18 protein-coding genes are annotated in these 22,015 nt (G+C 55.7%); 3 read left to right on the top strand and 15 right to left on the bottom strand.

The genetic code is table 11. From position 1 onward, the window contains the following. Nucleotides 1-93 precede the first annotated feature (93 nt). From ACN08Y_RS01775 to ACN08Y_RS01825, 11 genes are all read right to left on the bottom strand, one after another. The gene (locus ACN08Y_RS01775; protein WP_419099109.1) at nucleotides 94-2,166 is read right to left on the bottom strand and encodes a threonine/serine exporter family protein; all 2,073 of its coding nucleotides are present in this window, start codon (nucleotides 2,164-2,166) and stop codon (nucleotides 94-96) included. Between the two features lie 68 nt (nucleotides 2,167-2,234). Next, nucleotides 2,235-3,335 carry a lipid II:glycine glycyltransferase FemX gene (locus ACN08Y_RS01780; protein ID WP_419111666.1) on the bottom strand — a complete coding sequence of 367 codons (1,101 nt, stop codon included), beginning with the start codon at nucleotides 3,333-3,335 and terminating at the stop codon, nucleotides 2,235-2,237. Between the two features lie 339 nt (nucleotides 3,336-3,674). Then, nucleotides 3,675-3,953: an HPr family phosphocarrier protein gene (locus tag ACN08Y_RS01785; RefSeq protein WP_168614631.1), complete on the bottom strand. Its 279-nt coding sequence runs from the start codon at nucleotides 3,951-3,953 to the stop codon at nucleotides 3,675-3,677. A gap of 127 nt (nucleotides 3,954-4,080) precedes the next feature. Further along, a complete protein-coding gene (gene ptsP, locus ACN08Y_RS01790) occupies nucleotides 4,081-5,778 on the bottom strand; it encodes a phosphoenolpyruvate--protein phosphotransferase (protein WP_419099107.1) in 1,698 nt (565 codons plus the stop codon). Between the two features lie 26 nt (nucleotides 5,779-5,804). Next, nucleotides 5,805-7,814, bottom strand: a complete 2,010-nt coding sequence (locus tag ACN08Y_RS01795) for a PTS fructose transporter subunit IIABC (protein ID WP_419111667.1) — start codon at nucleotides 7,812-7,814, stop codon at nucleotides 5,805-5,807. A gap of 57 nt (nucleotides 7,815-7,871) precedes the next feature. After that, nucleotides 7,872-8,834, bottom strand: a complete 963-nt coding sequence (locus ACN08Y_RS01800) for a 1-phosphofructokinase family hexose kinase (RefSeq protein ID WP_419099105.1) — start codon at nucleotides 8,832-8,834, stop codon at nucleotides 7,872-7,874. Beyond that, complete coding sequence (locus tag ACN08Y_RS01805; protein WP_419104803.1) at nucleotides 8,831-9,622, bottom strand: DeoR/GlpR family DNA-binding transcription regulator; 792 nt, start codon at nucleotides 9,620-9,622, stop codon at nucleotides 8,831-8,833. The genes ACN08Y_RS01800 and ACN08Y_RS01805 overlap by 4 nt, the downstream gene beginning before the upstream one ends. A 106-nt stretch (nucleotides 9,623-9,728) precedes the next feature. Beyond that, nucleotides 9,729-10,169, bottom strand: coding sequence for a VanZ family protein (locus ACN08Y_RS01810; RefSeq protein WP_419111668.1), 441 nt, complete (start codon nucleotides 10,167-10,169; stop codon nucleotides 9,729-9,731). Beyond that, on the bottom strand, nucleotides 10,169-11,284 hold the full coding sequence (locus ACN08Y_RS01815; RefSeq protein ID WP_419111669.1) for a histidine phosphatase family protein: 1,116 nt from the start codon (nucleotides 11,282-11,284) through the stop codon (nucleotides 10,169-10,171). The genes ACN08Y_RS01810 and ACN08Y_RS01815 overlap by 1 nt, the downstream gene beginning before the upstream one ends. Nucleotides 11,285-11,433: 149 nt before the next feature. Next, nucleotides 11,434-12,084, bottom strand: a complete 651-nt coding sequence (locus ACN08Y_RS01820; protein ID WP_419111670.1) for an ABC transporter ATP-binding protein — start codon at nucleotides 12,082-12,084, stop codon at nucleotides 11,434-11,436. An 11-nt stretch (nucleotides 12,085-12,095) separates the two neighbouring features. Then, complete coding sequence (locus ACN08Y_RS01825) at nucleotides 12,096-14,297, bottom strand: hypothetical protein (protein WP_419111671.1); 2,202 nt, start codon at nucleotides 14,295-14,297, stop codon at nucleotides 12,096-12,098. 493 nt (nucleotides 14,298-14,790) lie between these two features. On the opposite strand from ACN08Y_RS01825, the gene ACN08Y_RS01830 reads away from it, so the two are divergent. Together ACN08Y_RS01830 and ACN08Y_RS01835 are read left to right on the top strand one after the other, a co-directional pair. Then, the gene (locus ACN08Y_RS01830) at nucleotides 14,791-15,516 is read left to right on the top strand and encodes an HAD family hydrolase (RefSeq protein WP_419111672.1); all 726 of its coding nucleotides are present in this window, start codon (nucleotides 14,791-14,793) and stop codon (nucleotides 15,514-15,516) included. A gap of 42 nt (nucleotides 15,517-15,558) precedes the next feature. Beyond that, the gene (locus ACN08Y_RS01835; RefSeq protein ID WP_419099098.1) at nucleotides 15,559-16,080 is read left to right on the top strand and encodes a hypothetical protein; all 522 of its coding nucleotides are present in this window, start codon (nucleotides 15,559-15,561) and stop codon (nucleotides 16,078-16,080) included. 149 nt (nucleotides 16,081-16,229) lie between these two features. Here ACN08Y_RS01835 and ACN08Y_RS01840 read toward each other — a convergent pair whose 3' ends face one another. The 4 genes from ACN08Y_RS01840 to ACN08Y_RS01855 form a co-directional block, all read right to left on the bottom strand. Further along, the gene (locus ACN08Y_RS01840; protein WP_419111673.1) at nucleotides 16,230-16,886 is read right to left on the bottom strand and encodes a methionine ABC transporter permease; all 657 of its coding nucleotides are present in this window, start codon (nucleotides 16,884-16,886) and stop codon (nucleotides 16,230-16,232) included. A 1-nt stretch (nucleotide 16,887) separates the two neighbouring features. Continuing rightward, entirely contained in the window at nucleotides 16,888-17,946 is a 1,059-nt protein-coding gene (locus ACN08Y_RS01845) for a methionine ABC transporter ATP-binding protein (protein ID WP_419099096.1), read from the bottom strand. Between the two features lie 194 nt (nucleotides 17,947-18,140). Beyond that, nucleotides 18,141-19,025 (bottom strand): MetQ/NlpA family ABC transporter substrate-binding protein, encoded by an 885-nt coding sequence (locus tag ACN08Y_RS01850; protein ID WP_419111674.1) that lies wholly within the window; start codon nucleotides 19,023-19,025, stop codon nucleotides 18,141-18,143. A gap of 227 nt (nucleotides 19,026-19,252) precedes the next feature. Beyond that, nucleotides 19,253-20,053 (bottom strand): FadR/GntR family transcriptional regulator, encoded by an 801-nt coding sequence (locus ACN08Y_RS01855; RefSeq protein ID WP_419111675.1) that lies wholly within the window; start codon nucleotides 20,051-20,053, stop codon nucleotides 19,253-19,255. Between the two features lie 285 nt (nucleotides 20,054-20,338). Here ACN08Y_RS01855 and ACN08Y_RS01860 point away from each other — a divergent pair, with 285 nt between their 5' ends. After that, nucleotides 20,339-21,940 (top strand): ABC transporter substrate-binding protein, encoded by a 1,602-nt coding sequence (locus ACN08Y_RS01860; protein ID WP_419099093.1) that lies wholly within the window; start codon nucleotides 20,339-20,341, stop codon nucleotides 21,938-21,940. Nucleotides 21,941-22,015: the final 75 nt, after the last annotated feature.

The raw sequence follows: 22,015 nt of genomic DNA on the forward strand, positions 1-22,015 counted from the left end.
ACCGGTCTCAGTTATCTATCCCACTCAAGGCGGCAGCTGAGAATGCCACCCCTGGCCGGCTCCTAAATGATAGGGGGAAGGTCTGGGCTCACTTTAGCGGTCCCGAGTATCTTTCGGATCTTGTTTTTCTGTTTGGAGCTGACCCGACGCTTGCTGAATAAAGTACTGCATCAGGTAGCTACCGAGGACCACCCCGGACGCCATAGAAAGGATAATTGAAATTGCCGCAACCATCCCCGGCACACCAGTCGAAGGATTAGCCTCTACGGTGAAGATATAAAGGCCCCGGAAAATGGAAAGACCGGGCAGGAGAAAAGTTAGGGCCGGTACATAAAAGATAGAGGCTGGGGCCTGCAAGCGGTAAGCCAAGAAGGTGCTCATGAGGCCAATGACCAGAGCCGCAAAAGCGGTATTGGCACGTCCTGCACCAGCCCCAAAAAGGAAAGTGTAGCCCTGGTAGACCCAAAAACCACTGGTAGCAATCAGTAAGTTCCATAAGAGTGTCTGCCAGCGGGCGTGAGTTGTGACCGCAAAAGCCAGGGAAGCTAGCATAAAGAAAAGGTAGCTTACCCCCAAAGAGGCCCCCACAAAGCGGGTCTCGGTAATATCTAGTTCTCTAATGTCTAGAGCTGTCAGGACTGCCACCGCTGAGGCAAGCCCCACCACAATACCCAGAAATGACATGCCCGTCGAGACGAACTTACCTGCTGCGGTCAGCGGGAAACCGTTGAGGGCGTCCTGGACTGTTGATACTAACCGGGCGGTGGGCAGAAGCATGATCAGGCCCGCAGCCACAATGTGCGGTGCGCTCACGTGGAGCCCCAGCTGGGAGAAGATAGACGAGTCATCGGAAATAAGAATAGATGCGAACGTTACGACGCCCGCGCCCGCAGCCATGTTGAAGAAGCTGGGCATCTTGAGACGTGAAATCACACTGTTCACAAAGTGAATGGCCAAAAAGACGATACCGCCTACAGCGCCCGCCGCCAGCGAACCGCCCAGAGCCAGCACCAAGGAGAAAGCCGCTAGCATGTTAGCCAGCATGATAATCATGGGCGAGTAGGGCTTCTTAGCAGTATTAATGCGGTGCAGGCGGCGTTCAGCCCGATGCCGTGGCAGATTGCCTGCGGTAATCTCGGTGATTAGCTTATAAATGTCATCTAGGGCCGCATAGTTCTCGGACCAGGAACGAACCACGCGCAATACCGTGTGGCTAAAGCGTTCTTTGCTCGAGGACATGGCTCCGGAGCCGGAGAAGTCAATTGCCCGGGTCTGGTCATCAACCTCATCAATATCTGAGACGTAGTTGATAATAACCGACTGGTTAGTGATGTCGATTTCAACGTCTTCCAGACCATAGGCGGCGCACACCGCAACGATTGCGGAGTCAACATCGACCGTATCTGCCCCGTAGTGGAACATGGTCTCAGCCAGTCGCAGGGAGAAGTTGAGGACCTCACGCGCTTCTTCTTTCTCGCGCACATACTCGGCCCGGTGGGCGGAGGCGATATTGAAAGGGCGCTGGGCCAGGCGGGCGATGCCGCGCATCGGTTTGGTCAGGGACTGGTCCGTGCTCACAAAGGACTTAAGCGACGAACGCATACGCGAAGGCCGCTTGGGTGCAGTCAGGGGCCGTGCCACGGTATGAGCACCCGCTACCGAGGGGTAGAAAGCCTTCTGGAGTCCGCCCGTCCTTGACGCTGTGGGCCTATCATCGACTGGTGGAGGTGTTGCTTCCGTGCTGGGCGGTTGGGCCTGGTTGAGACTCAGGTCAGTGGCCGGCCCAAATGCGGAGGGTACCTGATAGGTTGGCGGTGCTAACTGGTCAAAGGCAGATGCTGGAGCGGGGCTTGCGGTAGGGCTATCCTGCCCCTGCACCGGTGAGCTGGGGGCATCCCCCAGATGAGCCAGTGCATCGCGAAGCTTGGGATCGCGCACCTGAGCCAGGGACACTACCGGAAGCGCACCACCTAGCGACCGGGGGGCCTCCGAGTCCTGGGCAGCCATCTGCCCCGTAGCGGGTAGCACAGATACTGCGGTGTCGGCACGGGGCAGAAGCCCGGTTTGTCCAAAGGCACCGCTATCTTCTGTGTTATCAATACCTGTTTCAAATGCAGAGGCAGAAGGGTAAGCCTTCTGCTGCAAGCCGGTAGAGCTCTTGCTCACTGAAAGGGATACTCCTTCCGCCTGATCGGTGAAAGTTCAAGATAACCGCCAAAACGGTCCGTGCTGGTTTAGTAGAAAGGCTGACCGGTCTTACGAACCCAGAGCTGACGCATGACCTTCTCAACACTGGTGTTCCAGGCCTTATATTTGAACGGTGAAAGCACCTGGTCCCAGACACCAACGTAGTCGATGACCTCCTTGGTGAAGGAGGTCTTAAAGAGACCCAGGCCGTAGTGGTGGTGTTCCTTGTTCTTCAGCTGGTCCTTTGGCGGGGTGCCGCAGAAGTCGTAGCTCTTGATACCGAACTCTTTCATGAGGTCAGTCAGCGCAGTCCACTGCACCTGGTGGGAGTCACCGTACTGCTTACGCCGGGGCTTGGAACCGCCGTCCTTGTAGGTTCCCTTTTCCCCGTAGCGAATGACATAAGCGCCCACGGAAGGTTCACCGTCTTCATAGGTGAAGTAGAGGCGCCCCTGCCCGGCCTTTTCAAAGGTGGTCCAGAAGTCGCGGTAGTAGTCGTAGGAGCGCAGGTTCACCTGGGCGTTGCCCTGGCCCACAGTGTCCATGAGGGCGTACATCTTCTTCATGTTCTCTTCAGTTAGCGGCACGCGCTCCACCTGGCAACCTTCGCGCAGTGAACGACGCACGGCATTACGACCGCGTGAGGAGAGCGACTTGAGGACCTCCTCTTGGCTCTTATCGGTTGCCAGAATAGCGGTGGAGTCATTGGGCTGAATATTCCAGCTCTTGACCAGGCCGCTCTTAGCCATGAGAGCCTTGGTGGTTTCGTCAGCGACGATATCGGGTTCAATCTTGATAGCAAAAACGCCGAGCTTTTCGCGGGTGACGAATTCGCGGTTAGCGTCCAGGATCGCGGGGATCTCTTCAACAGAGTTCACGCCGGGGCCCTTGATCATGTACCAGATCTTGCCCAGGGCAGGAACAGACTTTTCAAGAATCAGGTTGTAGCTGGCGAAGGGAGCGCTCTCACCGTTCAGGACGGTGGTGCCTTCGTAGACCAGGTAGAGGGGCTTCCAGCCGTGCTTGGCTTTGACCGAGGCGAAGGAAGCTGACTGCAACAGGTTACCGCCGCCGGGGCTGGCGATGACGTGTTCATCCCATTGGGCGATTTCGGTGTCTGTGGCGAAGCGGGCGGTGAAGTCTCGCAAGGTCCCTCTTTTTCAGGTTGGGTACGCGGGTGAACGCGAAAAATTCTAGGTTCAGTGTTCCAGTTTATCGACTTGTCGCTAACCCGTGTAGCCCGCAAGGCGGGTAGGGTGCGTGTTTTATGCTAAAACACAGCCTGGCCCCTGCTCCATACGGGGCGGGGGCCAGACATGTAAATCAGTTAGCGACACAGTATGTCGTCGCCGTGAAGCTTTAATTACTTGGCATCGTAATCAGCCAGCAGGTCACCGTACACGGTGACTTGGGAGCTGGTGAAGGTGGTGCGGTGAGCGAAGCGAACCCCGTAACCGACCACGATGACACACAACTACTTCAGATAATTACTCGGCGTCGTGGTCGGTCTCGAGGATCTTAACCAGGCTGTCGAGTGCTTCTTCAGCGCCTTCGCCTTCTGCACGCAGAACGACCTTGTCGCCGTGCTTAGCACCGAGTGACATCAGGGAGAGAATGGAAGCTGCGTCCATTGCCTCGTCTGCGGGCTCACCTTCAGCGGCGATGGTAACTTCAACGGGGAGGTCACCTGCTGCTTCAGCAAAAATCGCTGCGGGGCGGGCGTGCAGGCCAACACGGCTTGCGATGGTGGCAATACGTTCTGCCATGGGATTCTCCTTATAAAGAGTGCGGATTTGTTGTCCACTACTGAGTCTAAATCAGGGGCAGCACCTTTGGGGCGTGTTACCCCTGATTTTGACGACTTTTATTCAGCAATGAACGAGTTGGTTTAACTTACAGACCGAGCTCATCGAGGATGGGCAGTTCAGAGCGAGCTGCCGCCTTGGCTTCAGCCGATGAGATCTGGCTCAGTGCCTTGTGAGCAATCTGTTGTGCCTTCTCGGGGGTAACCGACTTGAGCACAGCGGAAACAGCGGCCATAGCGCCAGCGTTCATGGAGAGGGTATCAACACCCAGACCAACCAGGACAACAGCCAGTGCGGGGTCAGCGGCAGCTTCGCCACAGACCGAGACGTACTTCTTCTTACCGGCAGCTGCCGAGGCTCGCTTGGCGCCTTCAACAGTTAGCTTGATCATCTTCAGGACGGCAGGCTGCCAGGGGTTGTTCAGGTGAGCCAGGTCGCCCAGCAGGCGGTCAGCGGCCATGGTGTACTGAGTCAGGTCGTTGGTACCGATAGATACGAAATCAACCTCGCCCAGGATAGCCTCAGCGTTTACAGCGGCGGCAGGGGTTTCTACCATGACACCGCGGGTCTTCAGACCAACCTCATCGAGCATGTTCTTGAAGTTACGGGCTTCGCTGGTCGTTGAAATCATCGGAGCCATGACCCAAATGTCAGCTTCGGTGCCGTCAGCTGCTGCCTTAATAGCCTCAAGCTGACGCTTAAGAACACCGGGCACAGTCCAGTCGGTGCGGAAGCCGCGAACACCCAGCGCGGGGTTCTCTTCTTCCTTGACGTTGAGGAAGGGCAGGGGCTTATCGGCACCAGCATCGAGAGTACGGACTACGATGTGCTTGCCGGGGAAGGCATCAAAAACAGACTTGTACGTTTCGGTCTGGGTCTCCACCGAAGGCTCGGCATCGTAACCCAGGAACCCGAACTCGGTGCGGAGCAGGCCAACGCCTTCTGCCTTGAGGCCGGCTGCCTTCTCGGCGCTCTTGCCGTCACCGACATTAGCGTAGAGGGGTACGCGGGTACCGTCTGCCATCACCCCAAGACCGTCGAAGTCTGCTAGTTCCTTGCGGTTAGCGTACTTCTGCGCCAGGTCGCGGTGCTCAGCGGTGACCTCGGTTTCAACGACGCCTTCGTTAGAGTCGATGTAAACCTCGGTACCGTTTTCAATCTCGGTAACCCCCTTAGCGGCAACGATAGCGGGCAGACCCAGGCCTCGGGCCAGGATAGCGGTATGAGCCTGGGGGCCACCGTCAGAGGTAATCAGAGCGATCACCTGCTTAGGGTCCAGGGTTGCGGTATCAGCCGGTGCCAGGTCAATAGCAGCTAGGATGAAAGGCTCAGACGACACCGGAATACCGGGGGCCTGCTGGCCGGTCAGCTCAGCAACGATGCGGGCGCGAACATCGTGGATGTCGGTCACACGCTCAGCCATGTAGCCGCCCAGGGCAGCCATCTGGTCAGCAAAAGCCGATGCGGCTTCCCATACAGCGAGTTCAGGTGCCTTACCCTGCTTCTCCACAATCTGGATTGCGCTCTTGAGCAGGGCGCGGTCAGTTGCCATCTGTGACGTGGACTTAAGCACTGCCTTGCCGTCACGGCCCGCATTTTCAGCACGCTCTAGCAGACCGTTCTTGACAGTCTGGGCAGCGGCCTTAATACGTTCAGCAGCCTGCTCGGCAGTCTCATCAGCTGACAGCTTCAGTGATGAAGAGGGGGCCTTGATAGGTTCAGGCATCTGCAAAACTTTGCCAATGACGCGTCCGGCGTAGACGCCGACGCCAGTGTAGGTAGTCATAGTGTTTTCCTTAGTGTTGGAGGGGTTTAGGCAGTTGCCTCGGCCTGACGACCGGCAAGTGACTTGAGAACAATATACATGACAGAGCCGACGATAGTGCCTGCCAGAGCCGCAAGAAGGAACATGACCGGATTCTGCACAAGAGCGATAATCCAGACACCACCGTGAGGCGCAGGGGAAGCAACACCAGCACCCATGGAGATAGCACCGGCAACAGCGGCACCAACCATCGATGAGGGGATTACGCGCAGGGGGTCAGCGGTCGCAAAAGGAATGGCACCTTCGGAAATGAAGGAGGCACCCAGCAACCAGGCGGCCTTACCGTTCTCGCGCTCAGGGGCGCTAAAGAGCTTGGGACGAACAGTGGTTGCCAGAGCCATAGCCAACGGCGGCACCATACCGGAGATAATGACAGCGGCCATGACCTGCTGGGAGGCCAGGGTACCGGCGGATAGGCCTGCGGTCGCAAAGAGGTAGGCGGCCTTGTTAACGGGGCCACCCAGGTCAAAGCCCATCATGGCGCCCAGGATAAGGCCCAGCAGAAGGGCAGAAGCACCGGTCATGGAGTTCAGCCACTCAGTCAGTGAGCTGGTAATCCAGGCCAGGGGTGTACCGAGCAGGAAGAAAATCAGACCGCCTGCAAAGAGAGTAGCGACCAGCGGGGTAATCACCACGGGCATCATGGATGCCATCCAGCGAGGTAGCTTCAGCAAGGAGAGCCAGTAGGCGCACAGACCGGCTAGCAGGCCTGCGACGATACCGCCTAAGAAACCACCACCAACAAGCACGGCAACAGACCCGGCAATGAAGCCCGGTGCGATACCGGGGCGCTGGGCCAGACCGTAGGCGATATAGGCCGCCAGAATCGGAACCATAGCGTTCAGGCCAAAGGCCCCAATCAGGTGTAATGATGCCCCTAGATAGAGAGATAGGGGCACTCCATCAAGGTTCAAGAGGCTGGGATGCGTAACTGAATCATCTTTAAGCCCCAGGATAAGCTGAGGATCAACGTCACCTAGGTTGGGCATGGTTACTGCTTCGAGCATGAAGCCGATAGCCAGAATAATGCCGCCAGCGGCCACAAAAGGAATCATGTAGGAGACACCGGTCATCAGTGCCTTATAGATGCGGCTACCCCAGGGGCCGCCCTCATCGGCTGATTCGGAGGAGTCGGCGGAGCTAGGGGCAGCAAGGCGCTTACCGCTGGGGCTAGCGGCCTCAGCCAGGGCCTCTTCAAGCATGACCTTGGGTTCGTCGATAGCGCGCTTAACAGCCCCCTCAACAAAGGGTTTGCCGGCAAAGCGCTCACGCCCGCGAACGGGCAGAGCTACAGCAAAGACAACGGCATCTGCTTGATCAATTTCAGCCTGGGTCAGCTTTTCACCGCCGGAGGACCCCTGGGTCTCCACCTTGAAGTCATAGCCCAGCTCTTCGGCGGCGTATTTGAGGCCGTCAGCTGCCATATAGGTGTGGGCGATACCGGTGGGGCAGTTGGTCACAGCCACAATCTTCTTACGGCGGGCAGAAGACTCGGTAGCGGCTTCTGCCACGGGGGTAGCTGAGGGAGCTTGGGGTGCTTTCTCGCGCACGCCCAGAGCATCCTCAACCAAGGCAAGGACCTGGCTGGCGGTTTTTGCTTCGCGCAGTGCGGCGGTAAAGGACTTTTTCATCAGTGAGCGGGCCATCTGAGAAAGAATCTTCAGGTGGGCTTCATCACCGTCTGCCGGCGCGGCAATGAAAAAAATGAGGTCAGCGGGTCCGTCCTGGGCACCAAAGTCAACGGCGGGTTTAGGCCGGGCCATTGCAAGGGTGGGTTGGGTAACGGCCTGGCTCCGGCAGTGAGGAATGGCGATACCGCCGGGAATACCGGTGTCGGTTTTCTCTTCGCGGGCGCGGGCCGCCGCGTAGAGGGTGTCATAGTCGCTGGACCGGCCAGCTGTGGTGACCAGCTTAGCCAGATGCGCTATAACCTCAAAGCGGGAGTTTCCGAGGTCCTCATCAAGGCTGATGAGGTCCGCAGTGATCAGAGCAGACATGTGCTCCTCCTCGGGGTATGGGTGGGTGAGTAATACTGATGTGTCTTTTGGAGTTATCTACAGAACCAGTTGGCGCAGGGTCACCAGTGCAGGTGCAGTTGACTCCACAGTAGGCACCTGGGTACCGGGCAAAGAAGCGGCGGCTGAGCCGTGAGCTACTGCCTGGACCAGGCATTCAGGCAGAGTTTTGCCCTCTTCGTGGGCAATGAGAAAACCTGCCAAGGAGCAGTCCCCTGCCCCGACGGTGGAACGAACTTTCACCGGCTCGTGGACTGCGTGCCAGGCACCTTCAGCAGTTACCAGTACAGCGCCGGCCCCGCCCAGAGTGGCCAGGACCATTTCGACACCGCGGTCTACCAGTTCCTTGGCGGTAGCGGCGCTCAGCTCGGGGTTCTTTTCCAGTTCGTCGGCCATCTCTAGCTTGCCGACCAGTTCGGCCAGTTCCTCGGAATTGGGCTTAATGAGGTTGGGCATACCGTCCAGGCCAACCAGCGCATCACGCAGGGCCGCGCCAGAGGTATCGACAGCTATTCGGGGTGCTTTTTCGCCCAGGGATTCGCGGATAGAGCGACCCACGACCGCGTAGTAGTCGGTGGGCACACCGGCAGGCAATGAACCCGCCAGAACCAGCCAGGAAGCGTCAATGGTTTCTTTAATCATCAGACGGGTGAGCTGTTGCTGGGCAACGTCATTCAGTGGCTGACCGGGCGCATTAATCTTAGTGGTGGTGCCATCGGGCTCAACAACGGTGATGTTGGACCGGATGGGCGAGCCAATCGGCATATTCACAAAGGGAACACCCTCGTCTTTGAGACCGGCCAGGACGGGGTCCTCAGCGTCGCCGGGGAGTACCGCAACGGTCTCAAAACCGGAGATATTGAGAGCACGCGCGATATTTACGCCTTTGCCGCCGGGGTCGGAGGCCGCCCCGCTGGCGCGCTGAACGGCTCCGCGCTTAATTTGGTGGTCTAGCTCCACGGTGCGGTCCATACTGGGGTTAGCGGTTAGGGTTACGATCATGCGATAAGCACCTCTACATTGGATTCTTCAAGCGCGGCAGCAAGTTCACCGTCGGGCGCTTTATCGGTAATAAGCGTGTCAATATCGCCTAGACCTGCGAACCGGACCAGGGATTCCTGGCCGAACTTTGCGGAGTCACACAGTAGGACGACGCGACGGGCAGATTTAACGATGGCGGTTTTGACGATAGCTTCGTTCAAGCCGGGGGTACTGAGCCCAAACTCGGCGTCCAGCCCGTTCACACCGATGAAGGCGATATCGGGGCGGATCGTTTCGAAGTGGGCGGCGGCACGGGTTCCTACAGCGGCCCAGGTCATTTTGCGGAGTTGCCCACCCACCATATCGAGCACGATGCCATCGGCCTCAGCAAGTTTCACGGCGATGTGAAGCGCATGAGTAATAATCAGGCGGTCGGCACCAGATTTAAGAGAAAAATCAGCGGCCGCGATACGGTCAGCTAAAATTTCGATAGTTGTACCTGCATCAAGAACAACGGCCCCGGCATCGGAATCGCGCAGTAGCTCGTAGGCACGCAGAGCAATTTTCTGCTTTTCGGGGGTGTTCATGTTTTGGCGCAAGGCTATGGAGGATTCAACGGATGTTGACTGCTCTACAGTTACAGCACCACCGTGTACTCGGCGCAGTTTTCCATCGGCTTCGAGCGCGGCGAGGTCACGACGGACTGTTTCCATCGTGACTTCGTAGCGTCTAGCCAGGTCTGCGCCGTTGACACGGCGTGCTGAAGCTACCAGCTTTGCTATTTCGGCACGTCGTTCTTCAGCGAACATGTCTTTATCACCTTAAAGATTGAGATGGGCTAAATAACCCTATTATTAGTTGATTTTATGTGGGTTTTTGTGGGTAAGTCAATGTAAACCCCTAGAAAAAAGGGCTTCAGTCGCTCTTTTTGTTGCGTTTTGCTCTCGTTTTGAGCAAGCCTAAGGCGAAAACCCAACCGATAACACAGCCTAAAAAATTGGCTAAAACATCCAGCGGTGAGCTGGTTCGCCCCGGCATGAAGTGCTGGATACTCTCAATGCTAAGGGTAGAGACTAGCCCGCCTAGGGGAATGAGCCAGAGGCGTTCGGGGCGCAGGAGACAGGTAAAAAGTAGGCCGCCGGGGATGAACATGACCACGTTGGAAAGCCATTCAACCTGCCCGTAGCCGAACCAGGCAGGTAGCCACCCCTGGGCGTGAGCATGAGCCAGCAGGCGGGCTAGAGTTTGGCCGGTATCGCCCGAGTCAACGTGTACAGGCCAGAAAACCATAAAGGCTACAGCGGTAAGGTAAAGACCTACCAGGGCCCACCCCAGGGCTTTAGGGTAGCGAGCCACTAGATTTTGCCGTTCAGCAGGGGCTCAGCATTCTCGTTCCAACGGGCCAGCCCCACCAGATCTACCTGAAAGGGTTCAGCGTTAGCGATGGTTCCAAATTCGTAGCCGTGGGTGGCAGAAAGTGCCCGGCGGATCAGGGAACCGTGGGACACCGCAAGTACCCGCTGACCGGGGTAGTCCCGGGCGATCTGACGCAGGGTCTCGATTCCCCTGGTGTAGACAGAGCGTTCGCTTTCAACCCCGGCGTAGTAGGCATCGGGTTCCCTGCGGGCCTCAGCGGAAATATCGAGCCCTTCTGCCTGACCGTAGCCACGCTCCACCAGCCCCTCGTAGGTGCCTGCAAGGGTCAGGCCAAAGGCAGCGGCCATAATATCGGCGGTTTCTTGGGCCCGAGAAAGTGGGGAGGAGACCACCACATCAAAGGTGAAGCCGCGCTCAATCAGGGAGCGGGCGGTGTCACGGGCCTGGGATCGGCCGGTATCGTTGAGGGGAATGTCGCTGGATCCCTGCATGAGGCTGAGCTTGTTCCAATCGGTCTGACCGTGGCGGATCAGCATAATGGAGCTGGCGCGGCGAGCCGGTGCTAACTCGGTAACCGTGCCGTTGTCGGGAACCGGGACTTTCTGGCCGGTGCGTGAGCTCATCAGGCGGGAGATGAGCATACCGTGAACGGCGATAATCAGGTTCTTACCCGGGTAGTCAGCTTCTACCTGTTCCAGGGCCTGCTCTACCCTGTTGAGGAAGTCCCCCAGGGGTTCAATATCGGCGGTTTCGTTCTCGACAGTTTCCCATAGCTCAGGGTAGTTTTTGATGCCTTCGAGGTCTTTAAAGGAGCGCTCTGCTAGACCCTCGTAGGAGCCCAGTACGGGCAGGCCCAGCTCATCGGCAATAATCTGCCCGGTCTCTGCGGCACGGGAAAGGGGTGAGGTGACTACGCCGTGCCAGGTGAAGCCGGGGTCTGTTTCTTGCTGGGTGTGGGCGTACTCACGCAGGTTGAGGGCAGCCTCCTGGGCCTGGGCACGACCGGTGTCGTTGAGGGGTATATCGCTAGAACCCTGCAAGCGGCGCTCTAGGTTCCAATCGGTCTGTCCGTGTCTGATAAGTACGCTAAGCATGGCTCCCATTATCTCAGGTGTGAGCGATCCCAGCAGGTTTTATCCGGTGTTAGCTTGCTCTAGACTCCGGCCCAGGTATTAAGCCTTGTTACATTTACTAGCACTTAATTCAGAAAATGTAACAAGGCTGGTCTTCACAGGACATTCACCTAATTTGCGCTGAGATCAAAGACCCTGTCACAGCGTTGGGCTACATCCGGATCGTGGGTCACAATAATCAGTGTTTTGCCAAATTCACGGTGTAGCTGAAGCATTTCAGAGATAGAGGCAAGCGCCAGCTCCTTATCAAGGGAGCCCGTGGGCTCGTCAGCAAGGATGAGGTCTCCCGGCTTAAGTAGGCATCTGGCCAGCGCCACACGCTGTTGCTCCCCGCCCGAGAGGGTAGCTACCTTCTGATTAGCAAGATGGCCGATAGAAAGCCTGGCAAGAGTATCTGCAATGCGCTCACGTTTTTCTGTTAGGGGCTCTTTGACGTATTCCATACCGAGCAGAATGTTCTGTATAACAGTTTGGGAAGGAATAAGGGCGAAGCTTTGAAAAAGGTAATTAATGGTGTTGCGACGGAGCATCATTGCCTGGCGGGTACGGACACCGGGAGCGGGGCGACCGGCAATTGTCAGATTGCCGGAGGTAGCGGTTTCGAGTAACCCAATGATATTCAGCAGGGTCGATTTACCGGAGCCTGATCTTCCCACAATTGCTAGTGAGGTACCCTCAGCGACATGTAAGGAGATGCTGTTCAGCACTACTCGGTCGCCAAAGGTTTTAGAAAGATTGGAGACTTCCACAAAGTTTTCCATAGTTCACCTTCCTATGATTCTTTAATGAGGCTCACCATGTTTGAGTAAGCGAATTTTTGAGCAAGTAGGTAGAGGAGTACCGGCTGACCAAGCAGCATGATGAGCGCCAGAATGATACCCACTTGGGAGGAGGCCAACACCATTACCGCTAGACCCCCAAGGTTGGTCAAGATAACCAGTAGATAGGCAGGTTTGAAGGAAGCGAGGAGGGAGTGCCCCAGCAGTCGTAGCACCGCTATCTTATTCCTGTTAAGAAGTGAGTAAATGCCGGTAAAGGCACTCAAAGCCACAGCTACCAAAAGAACCAGCAGCAAGGTCACTGTGCCGAACAGCTGAAGGTACTGCCGAAGGCTTTTCTGCAGACCGGCAACAAAGCTCTCAGAAGAGATAAAGACCGGCTGATTATCTGCCAGACCATACCGTGATAGATAGGCCGCTGATGTGTACTGGTTAACGGCTTCTTCTGACAATTTCACATAGCTATCTGCCAGGCCGGAGGCTGCCAAACTTTCTGATTCGAAATAGGTCATATTTGCTGCGGTTGCCACGTAAATCACTACGTCCCGGCTGCGAAAGTCCTGCCGGGGGTCGGCGCTCCACGTAAAGAGTCCCTCACCGGGAGAATAGCTGTCGAGATAACTTACCGGGTTCTGGGTAAAAGGCGTGCTGATATCTTGCTCTGCTTGCCCCTTCCTCAGAGCTTCGGCTTTCAGCCAACCGCTAATTGAAGCTAGGTCCTCCTGATTAAAGTGATCCGGCAGGAGAAAAACCTGTTGCCCCGCTTCGGCACGCTCCAAAGTCTCTGCCGGTATCTGAAGGCCAATTTTCTGCAGGTAGCTCGGGGAAGCTGCCATGTACCAGAATTCTCTGGTGGGTACTTCTTCCCCAAGTTCTCTCCATTGCTGAAGCAACTGCTGATCGACGTAGTAGGTATTGACCAATGAAACACCGCTTTCGTTCTCTATCGATGCATACCAACGGTAAAAATCTGCAGCGTATTCGGTGGACTGACCGGTAAAGCTCGTACTGTCAGAGCCCGCGCTTTGGGAGTAAAGAATATACTCATCGGCAACCCGGCCCCATTCCCTCTGCACCGTAGCAGTCTTCTCTACTTCTTTGAGAGGACCATCAAGGTAGGAAGCTGTGATATAAAGCCCTGCACTGGTAGCGACAAAAGCCCCTGCCAGCATGAAGGCAAAAAGCTTTTGCGGTGTGTAGCCCCGAACCGCATGGATGGGCTTCATGCCAATAACTACCAGCGAGGAGAGCAGAAAGCTCAAGACCGTGATAAAGACCGTAGCTCCAAAGGGGTAAAAGAGGGCAGGGAGCATCTCCACGCTAAATCCAAAGCTGTGGAGGGTCAGCCAGCTACCGAAGAGAGTAATCAGTAAGGCTGGGAGGAGGCAGTATAGGATGGGTTTGAAGAGATTAATCAGGTAATCAGTTTTTGACCAGCCCAGAATGAGGTAGGTACCCAGTTCTTTTGCTCCCTGGGTGACATAGATGAAAAAGACCAGGGTCAGCAAAAGAGCTAAGGACAGCACCGCAAGGGTAACGAATACAGGTAGAAGACCTGCGTCCTTAGCATGACCAGATAGTGGGGTCAGCAGGTTTTCTTCGCTACTACCGGTGAGGGTAGAAAGACCGCTCACAAAATCAGCAAATTCCTCTTCACCGAGGCCATACACGGTATAAGAGCCGTTAATAGTACCGGTTTCTTCCACTAGGTCGCTCAGCTTCCCCAGGCTAAAACCGGGAGCAAAGGTGACCTCGGGTAAAGTCTCCAGAGTATCTTCTGAAACCTTATAGAGACCCAGAGTTTTTCCCTCTTCTGCGGCCAGAAGCTCCGTTAGATTTTCCCTGTTTAAAATACTGATGCCCAGGTAGTCCAGTTCCGGTACAGAAGTTAGATGAGCTCTATCAGCCAGGACACCCCAATGGGTGCCCGCCGCTGAGCCGTCCACCGCTGAGAGTTTGTCATCGGCTCGTACCAGAAAAACCTGCCGGCGAGTAGTTTCTGTCTCTAGGTAGCTCTGTACGACAGCAGTGTTTCCAGGACTAACACCGGAAAGAGTAAAGTGTTTTCCCTCAGCTAGATAGCCTTCAAGAGTAGCGGTATAGGCATCTGCTCTCATCAAGGCGAAAAGGGCGGCGCTGGCTACAGCCAGTAAGAGCACAAGAGCACAAGCACAATATTTAAGAGTATGCCGCATGGTGTCATTATCTCCTTGTACTATTTAATTAGCCGCGACAATTCCAATAAGCAGTTGCTTGACCAAGACCAACATACTGGCTCGCCGAGGCAAGCACACCAGGCCTCTTCCACCCTGAAAAAGTGGTATTAGCAGTCGCTGAGTGGTCATACACTCCACTCTGCACATTGGAATAGCTATTCACACCCCAGCTACGACCATGATCCCAGCTCACAGCGCTACCTTTGTAATAAACAGTAGCCGCTTCAGCTACAGTGCTGGCACCATCATAGCCGTCACTGCAAGCACCACTCCTGCGGTAGCCTTCAACATTTTATTCCTCATAACGATCACTTCCTTGTAATCAACAGTGAGACAACAACACCATGCGTGAGATAAAAATAACAAACAAAAGTGATTTACGCAATATTTCTACATGTTTTTCTTTCATATCTCCGGATGGCTGGGGTACGCCATCTGTCACCATGGCCTAGCAATGTGAGAGCATGGAACTATGTTTGAGTTCTCCTTAAGCCCCGACTGGGCACCGCGTTGTGCTGTCTTTGACTGTGACGGCGTCATTCTGGATTCCGAAACCACATGGGGACAGATCCAAGGCCAGGTCTTTAAAGGCTGGGGAGTCGATTACACCCCTGAGCTTCAAGCTTCCCTGGTCGGCTACACTGCCTACGACGTTGCCCGCCGCCTAGCAGAACTCTCCCAACCTGCAGGCCTCACAGACCTGGGTAAGCAGGAGCACTACCAGCAGGTACTCACCGATCTCCTAGCCACCGAACGTGCCACCATCGAAGCCGGAGTCGATGAGATTCCCGGAGCCATTGCCCTGATCAAAAAACTGGCTCAGCACATTCCCGTAGCGGTAGCCTCCAACTCAACAGCACCAGTCCTCGAAACAAAAATCCGGGCCGCAGGCCTATCAGATGTCCTCACCACCTGGGTTTCCTCCGACGACGTGGCCAAGGGCAAACCAGCGCCCGACATCTACCTGGAAGCTGTCCGCCGTCTGGATGGAAGGCCAGAACTGACCCTCACCCTTGAAGACTCCGTTGCAGGCCTCACCGCAGCTATTGCCGCAGGTACTCAGCCCCTTGTCTACCTGGGTGAACCCACCGATAAGCCGCTCTTGCTTACCGCCGGTGTGGGCCGCTGCGACTCCTTCACCGACCCCCAGCTCCTGGCACAGGTAGAGCGCTGGTTTTCTACAGGGTTACCTCAGTAAACTAGAGCCAACACTTTTGCCCGCCAGCGCAAGGAGCAGGTCATGAACCACAAGGATTCCCAGAGCAAGCCCTCCCGCTACGGTAGGCGGCTTGAGGACCTCTCCGAAGACGAGCGCGCCTACTATCGGGAGTTCCTCCCCCCGCAGGCCACCCCCACTCCCCCGGCTCAGCAGCTGCCCCCGCTTAAACCTGCCCGGCAGGCTAAGCCCCGCACCAAGAACCCTTGGTATTGGGCGCCCCATTTACTCACCGCTATCGCCGTCGTTCTGGGGCTCATCTCCTTCCTGGTCATCCCCGAAGTCTACAGCCATGTAAGTGCTGACCTTCGTCGCAACTACGTTATCCTGTGGGCTGAGCTGGCTATGTTCTTCTTGCTCCTTGCCGCCCTGCTCTACGGTATTTTTGCGCTGGCCGCCTGGAGTGATCACGATGATGTAGACGACGACAGGCTTATCCGCCCCACCGACTACGCCGAACAGCTCTGGGAAAAAGAGATAGAGCACAAGCGGGGCAAAGGCCCAGGAGATCTCTACGATTCGTCGTGGATTAGCGGTAAAAAGTAAGACGCACCTTTAAAAATATCTACCCCGCACCGAGGTGCGGGGTAGATATACGGTTAGGGTTTCTTGCGCCTGTCAGCAGGCTGGCACTCGGCTTAGAAAAGGCTCAGCTGGCCGTTTCTCAGGCGCTTACCTGTTCACGACCGGCAAGCTCATCGGCGCATGACTTTACGGGCCAGCATATTACCAACCAGCTGAATAAGCTGAACCAGAATAATAATGACCGCAACAACGCTCCAGGTCACAACCTCGTTGAAGCGCTGGTAACCATCGACCAGGGCAACCTTACCCAGGCCACCACCACCAATGTAACCGGCCATAGCCGACATATCGACCACGCCAATCACCAAGAAGGTATAACCCAGAATCAGGGGGCCAAGAGCCTCGGGAATCATCACGGTCAGCAAGATACGGGGCTTTGATGCCCCCATTGCACGGGCCGCTTCAATCACGCCAGGATCAATAGAGACCATGTTCTGCTCAACGATACGGGCAATAGCAAAAGTTGCGCCAAAGACCATAGCGAAGATAGCGGCGTTCACGCCCAAGCGGGTCCCCACGATAGCCTGAGTGAGCGGCCCCAAAGCCGCCAACAGAATAATGAAGGGAATAGGGCGGACAACGTTCACCACAATATTCAGCACAATGTTGACACAGCGGTTAGCCAAGATATTGCCCTGGCGGGTGGTGTACAGCAAGACCCCAAAGAAGAGGCCCAGCGCACCGGCCACCAGCATGGTGAAGCTGACCATGTAGAGGGTATCACCCAGGGCAGGGAGCAGTTTGCCGTTAATAAATGTTGCGTCCATGCTAGCGGACCTCCTGCACACGGGTGACGGTCTTAAGTTCAGCGATAACAGCGTCCAAGCTGGTTACATCGCCAAGAAGTTCAAGAGTTAGGTTGCCGTAGCTCTTACCCTGCAAGGTCTCCAATCCACCCTGCACAATGTTGAAGGAAACATTGCGGCTCCCCAGGTAAGAAAGGACCTTACCGATACCCTTATTACCCTCAGTAATTTCAATATTAATGAGGTACCCGCGGTGACGCTTTTTAAGTTCAGCGGCTTGGGCACCAACGGGAAGAGACTTGACCGCGGTACCCACAAAACGCTGGGCGGTGACGGTCTGAGGAGCCGAAAAAACGTCGTAGACATTGCCGCTTTCAACGACCCTGCCCTTCTCCATGACAGCCACACGGTCAGCGATAGATGAGACAACATCCATCTCGTGGGTAATCACAATAACGGTGATACCCAGCTCCCTGTTGACTTTCTTGAGCAGCTCAAGGACCTCAGCGGTGGTCTCAGGGTCAAGGGCGCTGGTTGACTCGTCAGCCAGCAAAAGTGAGGGAGAGGTCGCTAGAGCACGGGCAATACCCACACGTTGCTTCTGACCGCCTGAAAGCTGATCGGGGTAGTTCTTAGCCTTATCCGAAAGACCCACAAACTCTAGGAGCTCCGCTACACGGGCAGTACGCTTAGCCTTATCCCAGCCCGCAACGATCAGGGGAAACTCGACGTTACCCGCCACCGTGCGAGAGTGCATGAGGTTGAACTGCTGGAAAATCATACCAATGTTGGTTCGGGCCTGGCGGAGCTGGGACTCACGCTTACCGGCAATCTCTAGACCATCCACGGTCAAAGAACCACTGGTGATACTTTCCAAGCCATTAATCAGGCGAACAAGGGTCGATTTACCGGCACCGGAGTAACCAATGATGGCGAAGATTTCGCCTTTGTTGATGGTCAGATCAACATCGTCTACTGCGGTAACGGTCTTCTTACCGACCTTAAACTCTTTGGTCACCTTCTTCAGCACAACCATAGGCTCGGAGGCCTGGTTGTCTGATACTGCTCGTTGTTGGGTCATCTCTTCTTCTTTGTAAGGTTTGGGAGGGCAGCTACCCCATCACGGAGAAACCTCAGGGGAAACAGGAATAGGTAAAGCGGCAACCGCCCTAGCCTAGTCCAACATTCTGCCCCGGAGGGGCAAAAGGTCTAGCCTACCCCAAGTTGGTTGCCGCCCTTATTGCCTGCATCACGCTGTGTGATTAAAACCGAGGACTACTGCTTACGCTTCTTAGCTTCCAGGTCGGCAAGGGTTGAACGCAGGTCTGCCATATCGGTGTTAACCTCAACTGCGGTTCCCTCAGTCTCTTCCTGGACAGCTGCCAGAACCTCATCGCTGTGGAAGAGTTCTACGATCTTCTTGTAGGTTTCGTTATCAGCGTCATCTGCGCGGGAGACGAAGAGGTTGACGTAGGGGCGAGCGCTGTCGTTAGCGGGGTCGTCCTGAGCCAGAGCGTCCTTGGGGTTAAGCCCAGCATCTTTCAGGAAGTCATTGTTGATGACCGAACCATCCACTGATTTGAGAGCAAGAACGGTCTGAGCTGCATCAACGGGGGTGACTTTAACCTTAGAGTCAGCGGTGTCTACATCGTCCACGGTGGGTGAATCGGTGTCTTTGGTGAAGGACACAAGACCGTTAGCCTCAAGCAGAAGAAGAGCGCGAGCTTCATTAACGGTGTCGTTGGGGATAGCGATTTCAGCGCCCTGGGGCAGTGCAGAAATGGAATCGTGCTTCTCAGAGAAGAGAGCCATGGGGTAGATCACGGTGGGGCCAACAATCTGCAGGTTGTCGTTGGCCTCAACGTTGTAGTTGGAGAGGTAAGCGATGTGCTGGAACCAGTTGAGGTCAATTTCACCGGTACTGAGCGCGGGGTTGGGCTGAGTGTAATCGGAGAACTCAATAATCTCGATATTGATGCCCTCAGCCTTGGCCACTTCGACCAGCTTGGCGTTGGAGTCAGATGCGCCGACAACACCGATCTTGATAACATCATCGGCTGATGAAGCGGAGGCAGGAGACGCTGAGTCTGATGATGAGCCGCAGGCTGCAAGACCAAATGCGAGGGGTACGAGAGCCAAAGTGGCAACAAATTTCTTCACGGCTATGAATCTTTCTGTTGGGAAAATTGATGGGTGCGGCCACGATTCAGCGGTTTACCGGGGGCTGTTGGCTGATGTGGTTTCGGACGCTGGTTTCAGCGACTCTTCTATTAGAACACTCCACAATGGTCAGGCTAGAAATCAGCCCAAAATTGGGTCATATTTCACCTATCTGTAAGCAACAAAAAGTTACACCGTAACAGTGCGTCATAAAAGGTATATAGGAGTTAGCCTTCTGCCAACCAGTTGGCCTGCCAAGAGGTCAGTCTCTCGCGGATACCCACAAAGTGCTCTCTCATCAGTTCGGTTGCCGCATCGGCATCTCGGTCCCTAATAGCTTCATAGAGCCGCAGGTGGGCCTCCAGCAGGGTGCAGGTCTGTGCTTCATCCAGTGGGGCAACGGTATCGAGTAGGCCGGCAATATTGTTGTAAACCTGCCAGAAGATATCCAGTAGTTTGGACAGCAATTCGTTACCCAAGGGCGCAAAGATAGCAGCATGGAAAGACTGATCTGATTCTGCCAGCCAGACCCCGTTGTGGACGCTTTCTTCCATTGCGTCATAGGACTGTTTGACACGTTGGAGCTGTTCTTCGGTCATCACCGGAATAACGGCGCGTAACAATCCAACTTCAAGAGCCTCCCGGACCTCCACCAGTTCCAGAGCCTCTTGGCCACCGTGGTAGAGCGCTAAACAGCCTCGAAAGCTCAGGCCTCGCGCCATAGAAATAAGGACCTGACCACCGACAAAGGTTCCAAAGCCGTGGCGAACCTCCACAATCCCCAGCGCTTCTAGAACCTTAAGAGCTTCACGAATGGAGTTTCGCCCCACACCTAGTTCATCGATCAGTTCCTGTTCGCTGGGCAGGGGGTCCCCCTGGCCTAACTGCCGCTTAAAAATTAGCGAAATTATCTCATTCTGGAGCTGCTGTTGGCGTTTCTGCGCGGCGCTGCGGCGCACCCCCTCAGGGTGGAGAAAACCAAGGTCAGGGACGTATGGGGCGGGAGGAAGAGAGTCGTGGCTGTTCATAACGTGCTCTTTTCAGTGTGTTGATATTGAGGGCACCCAAAACACTATCCGGCAGGACTACTTCCACCGGATCCTTCTACTACTGTAGGAGCCCTTGCCACCCAGGGACAGTTTCCATCCGCAAGGTAAGAGGGTGGCGTCATATTTTGATGACTTTTCCTGCCCAGCTTGACCGATTTGGATACCCATCACTACCATACAAGATATAGGTAGGACATCCTACCTCTACCTTATTTTTATCACCCCCTCCCTACCAGGAGCGCAGCCCGAAGGAGTGCGACATAGATGTCACAGCTCACCCAGGTAAAAGAATTTGATACCTCCCGCCGTAGCTTTTTCAAAATCGCCGGTGGAATCAGCGCAGCAACAGCTTTCGCCGCATCCATTGCCGCATGCGGTGGCTCATCTAGCCAATCATCCGGCTCAGCCGCTGGCAAAGAAAACAAAGACGGCTCCATCACCGCAGCAATTGCCTACGATGTGTCCACCACCTTCGATCCCTCTCAGGCATCGGGTGCGGCTCCCTTCGCAGCCAACCTGCACATCTTCGAAGGCCTCTACGGTCTGGACCCGGCAACCCGTGAACGCTACAACGCACTAGCAACCGGTGACCCCGAAGTTGTTGACGAAACCACCTATCGCGTCAGCCTCCGAGAGGGTGCTACCTTCCACGACGGTGCAGCAGTTACTGCCAAGGATGTCGTTGAAACCTTTAAGCTCTACACCTCCGAGGAATCTCTCTTTAGCCAGTTCCTCTACTTCATCGACGGGGTAACCGCAGTCGATGACAGCACCGTAGAGTTCAAGCTCAACCAGGCTTTCCCCCTCTTTGCTGACCGTATCTCCCTGGTTAACATCATGCCGGCCAGCGCTAGTGCCGACCTTGAAGCATTCGGTGCTAAGCCCATTGGCTCAGGCCCCTACAAGTTTGTCTCAGCTACCAAGGGTGACCACATTGCCTTTGAACGCTACGACGACTACAACGGCCCCCGCCCTGCCCTGGCTAAGACCATGAAGTGGCTCATTCTTTCTGAATCTTCAGCCCGCGTCACCGCCATGAGCTCACAGCGAGTTCAGGCTATCGAGTCAGTGCCCTACGACAATATCCCGGTCCTGGAAAAGACCAACGGCGTTACCGTGGAGTCAGTTCAGTCCTTCGGTCTGCTCTTCATGATGTTCAACTGCCAGAAGGCTCCCTTCGACAAGAAGGAAGTCCGCCAGGCACTCTTCTACGCAATCGACATGGACAAGGTCATCTCCACCGGTCTGCTGGGCAACGCCACCGCAGCCACCTCCTTCCTGCAGAAGGAGCACCCCGACTATGTTGAGGCTTCCACCGTCTACACCTATGACAAGGCCAAGGCCCAGCAGCTCCTTAAGGATGCAGGTGTGGATAAGCTCTCCATCACCCTGCGCACCACCGACCACGACTGGGTCAAGCAGTGCGCCCAGTTGGTTCAGGAATCCCTCAAAGATGCCGGTATTGAGGTTGCCCTAGAAGACTCACAGTCTTCCTCCCTCTACTCCGACTTTGTCGATAGCGGCGACTTCGATGTGGTCCTGGCCCCCGGCGATCCCTCAGTCTTCGGCAATGACCCCGACCTGCTTCTGTCCTGGTGGTACCGCGGTGCTACCTGGCCTGAGAAGCGCTTCCGCTGGTCCTCCACCCCTGAATACGCCGCCCTGCAGAGCGCAATGTCTGCCGCGGTCACATCAGAGAAGCCCGACTGGAAGGCCTGCCTGGACATCGTGGCAGAGAATGTACCCCTCTACCCCCTCTTCCACCGCAAGCTGCCCACCGCGTGGGCTACCGACAGCCTGGTTGACTTCAAGCCGCTCCCCACGACCGGCCTGTCATTCCTGAATGTCGGCACCACCCAGGCTTAGCCTGGGATCCGTGAGCGGGCTCCCCCTCCACACATGATTTGAACCGCTCACAGTAATCGCTCATTGAGCACCTGG

Origin of the sequence: Rothia sp. P5764, assembly GCF_048512965.1 — a bacterium.
GTDB lineage: Bacteria > Actinomycetota > Actinomycetes > Actinomycetales > Micrococcaceae > Rothia.

Bases quoted from the DNA above. Each gene is read 5' to 3' on its own strand.
- ACN08Y_RS01785 (WP_168614631.1), bottom strand. From the start codon at position 3,953: ATGGCAGAACGTATTGCCACCATCGCAAGCCGTGTTGGCCTGCACGCC.
- ptsP (WP_419099107.1), bottom strand. From the start codon at position 5,778: ATGACTACCTACACTGGCGTCGGCGTCTACGCCGGACGCGTCATTGGC.
- ACN08Y_RS01795 (WP_419111667.1), bottom strand. From the start codon at position 7,814: ATGTCTGCTCTGATCACTGCGGACCTCATCAGCCTTGATGAGGACCTC.
- ACN08Y_RS01800 (WP_419099105.1), bottom strand. From the start codon at position 8,834: ATGATCGTAACCCTAACCGCTAACCCCAGTATGGACCGCACCGTGGAG.
- ACN08Y_RS01805 (WP_419104803.1), bottom strand. From the start codon at position 9,622: ATGTTCGCTGAAGAACGACGTGCCGAAATAGCAAAGCTGGTAGCTTCA.
- ACN08Y_RS01815 (WP_419111669.1), bottom strand. From the start codon at position 11,284: ATGCTTAGCGTACTTATCAGACACGGACAGACCGATTGGAACCTAGAG.
- ACN08Y_RS01820 (WP_419111670.1), bottom strand. From the start codon at position 12,084: ATGGAAAACTTTGTGGAAGTCTCCAATCTTTCTAAAACCTTTGGCGAC.
- ACN08Y_RS01825 (WP_419111671.1), bottom strand. From the start codon at position 14,297: ATGCGGCATACTCTTAAATATTGTGCTTGTGCTCTTGTGCTCTTACTG.
- ACN08Y_RS01830 (WP_419111672.1), top strand. From the start codon at position 14,791: ATGTTTGAGTTCTCCTTAAGCCCCGACTGGGCACCGCGTTGTGCTGTC.
- ACN08Y_RS01835 (WP_419099098.1), top strand. From the start codon at position 15,559: ATGAACCACAAGGATTCCCAGAGCAAGCCCTCCCGCTACGGTAGGCGG.
- ACN08Y_RS01840 (WP_419111673.1), bottom strand. From the start codon at position 16,886: ATGGACGCAACATTTATTAACGGCAAACTGCTCCCTGCCCTGGGTGAT.
- ACN08Y_RS01845 (WP_419099096.1), bottom strand. From the start codon at position 17,946: ATGACCCAACAACGAGCAGTATCAGACAACCAGGCCTCCGAGCCTATG.
- ACN08Y_RS01855 (WP_419111675.1), bottom strand. From the start codon at position 20,053: ATGAACAGCCACGACTCTCTTCCTCCCGCCCCATACGTCCCTGACCTT.
- ACN08Y_RS01860 (WP_419099093.1), top strand. From the start codon at position 20,339: ATGTCACAGCTCACCCAGGTAAAAGAATTTGATACCTCCCGCCGTAGC.